The organism is Microbacterium gorillae, from assembly GCF_000826185.2.
GTDB lineage: Bacteria > Actinomycetota > Actinomycetes > Actinomycetales > Microbacteriaceae > Microbacterium > Microbacterium gorillae.
In genome coordinates this window covers 1-2,276 of record NZ_LN648869.1, presented here as the reverse complement: position 1 = coordinate 2,276, position 2,276 = coordinate 1, and the positions used below count along the sequence as shown (strand labels likewise).

At 68.2% G+C, this 2,276-nt stretch carries 2 protein-coding genes; both read right to left on the bottom strand.

Features of this window, described 5'->3' with window-relative positions; translation table 11 throughout:
- Nucleotides 1-325: 325 nt before the first annotated feature.
- Nucleotides 326-1,093 (bottom strand): SURF1 family protein, encoded by a 768-nt coding sequence (locus tag BN1193_RS00140; protein ID WP_052460277.1) that lies wholly within the window; start codon nt 1,091-1,093, stop codon nt 326-328.
- Nucleotides 1,094-1,142: 49 nt separating this feature from the next.
- Nucleotides 1,143-2,261 (bottom strand): GuaB3 family IMP dehydrogenase-related protein, encoded by a 1,119-nt coding sequence (locus BN1193_RS00135; RefSeq protein ID WP_040162772.1) that lies wholly within the window; start codon nt 2,259-2,261, stop codon nt 1,143-1,145.
- Between the last annotated feature and the right edge of the window lie 15 nt (nt 2,262-2,276).

The window sequence follows — 2,276 nt, the reverse complement described above, 5'->3', positions numbered from 1 at the left end:
GGACGCACCCACCAGACCACCCTCCCAGGCAGCCCAACGGGGCAACTTCTCAATCTTAGGACAAACCACCACGACGGTCAAATCCGCACACCCACCACCGAAGCGATGCGATGTCCGGACCGACGAGCCGGCGTCCCAGCACCCTCCCTAGACCAGAAGGCCAGACCCAGCCGGAACTGTTTCTTCTCAAGGGGGTGATGTCCACCACTTGAGGGGAGCCAGACCCGAAGGCCTTCGCTCAACCCTGTGGGGCGAACAAGTAATAACTTACGCCCACCCCACAGACCCGGCAAATCGAGCCGACCGACGGGCGTGTCGCACCGGGTCAGGCGGCGCTCGAGGCGGCCTGCTCCTCGAGTTCCTCGAGTTCCTTCTCCCAGGCGTCCTTGGTGAGGCGGTACCAGAGGTAGAAGGCGAAGCCGGCGAAGACGATCCACTCAGCGGCGTAGAACAGGTTCAGCCAGTTGATCGGCGACTGCTCTTCCGGGGCCGGCGACTCGATGCCCTCAAGACCGCCGAACGCCTGGTCCGAGGTCAGGTAGGGCCGATAGATCTCCACCCCGTCGGTGTCATGCCAGAGGTTCAGCAGGGCGGCCGGCGACATGTGCGCCATCTCGGTGACGGGCTCGCTGCGCGAGGGGGCGACGGGGCCTTCGTCCGAGATCAGACGGCCGGTGATGGTGACGCCGTGGGGCGGAGCGGTGTTCAACTCGGCGGCGGACGCATCAGCGCGCGCCCGGTCCGGGGTGAAGCCGACCGCGACCGCGACCGAGGTCGGCGTGCTGGTTCCTTCCAGCCGCAGTTGTCCGGTCACCCAGTAGCCGGCGACGCCGTCGTCGAAGCGACCGGACACCACCAGGAAGTCATCGGCGACGAAGTTGCCCACCGCGTCCACGCGTTGGCCCACCTTCGGCTCCGGCAGATACTCGGACGGCCCGACCACGTCGGCGATCGGCTGGACCTTCTCGGTGGCGCCGGTGGTTTCCGGCGACGTGTCGATCGCGCGTTCCAGCTGCCATTGACCCAGCCAGGCGAAGACCCCGGCGACCACGAGACACAGCAGGAGCATGCCGATCCACCAGGGGCGGAGCATGACCTCCCGCAGCGTGGGCGGGAAGACGGGGACGGCGGGCTCGGTCACGTCAGACGGGCATGTAGGGCGAAACCACGACCTCGACGCGCTGGAACTCCTTCAGATCGGAGTATCCGGTGGTCGCCATCGACTTCTTCAGCGCACCGATGAGGTTCGCGGAACCGTTGGAAGCCGTGCTGGGTCCGTGCATGATCTCCGCGAGCGGCGCGACCTGTGCGATCTTGGCGCGTCGTCCGCGCGGCAGCTGCGGGTGGTGAGCCTCCGGACCCCAGTGGTAGCCGCGGCCGGGTGCGTCGGTGGCGCGAGCGAGCGCGACGCCGAGCATGACGGCGTCCGCGCCCATCGCGATGGCCTTGACGATCTCACCGGACGAACCGACACCGCCGTCGGCGATCACGTGGACGTAGCGTCCGCCCGACTCGTCGAGGTAGTCGCGGCGCGCGGCGGCGACGTCGGAGATCGCCGTCGCCATCGGCGCGTGGATGCCCAGGGTCATCCGTGTCGTCGAGGTCGCGCCCCCACCGAAGCCGACGAGCACGCCGGCGGCGCCGGTGCGCATCAGGTGCAGGGCCGCGGTGTACGTGGAGGCGCCGCCGACGATCACCGGGACGTCCAGGTCGTAGATGAACTTCTTGAGGTTCAACGGCTCGGACACCGAGGAGACGTGCTCGGCGGACACCGTGGTCCCCCGGATCACGAACAGATCGACACCGGCGGCGACGACGGTCTCATAGAGCTCCTGCGTGCGCTGCGGCGTGAGCGAACCGGCGACGGTGACCCCGGCATCGCGGATCTCCGCGAGACGCTGGCGGATCAGCTCCGGCTTGATCGGCTCGGAGTAGAGCTCCTGCATGCGACGGGTCGCGTCCTCGTCCTCGAGTCCGGCGATCTCCTCGAGTAGGGGCTCCGGGTCGGCGTAGCGCGTCCACAGACCCTCGAGGTCGAGCACACCGAGGCCGCCGAGACGGCCGAGTTCGATCGCGGTCGCGGGGCTCACCACCGAGTCCATCGGCGCACCGAGCACCGGGGTGTCGAAGTGGTACGCGTCGATCGACCACGCCGTCGAGACGTCCTCCGGATTCCGTGTCCGGCGCGAGGGGACGATCGCGATGTCATCGAAAGAATATGCGCGACGGGCCCGCTTGGCGCGGCCGACTTCGATCTCCATGGTCACCCTCCCACC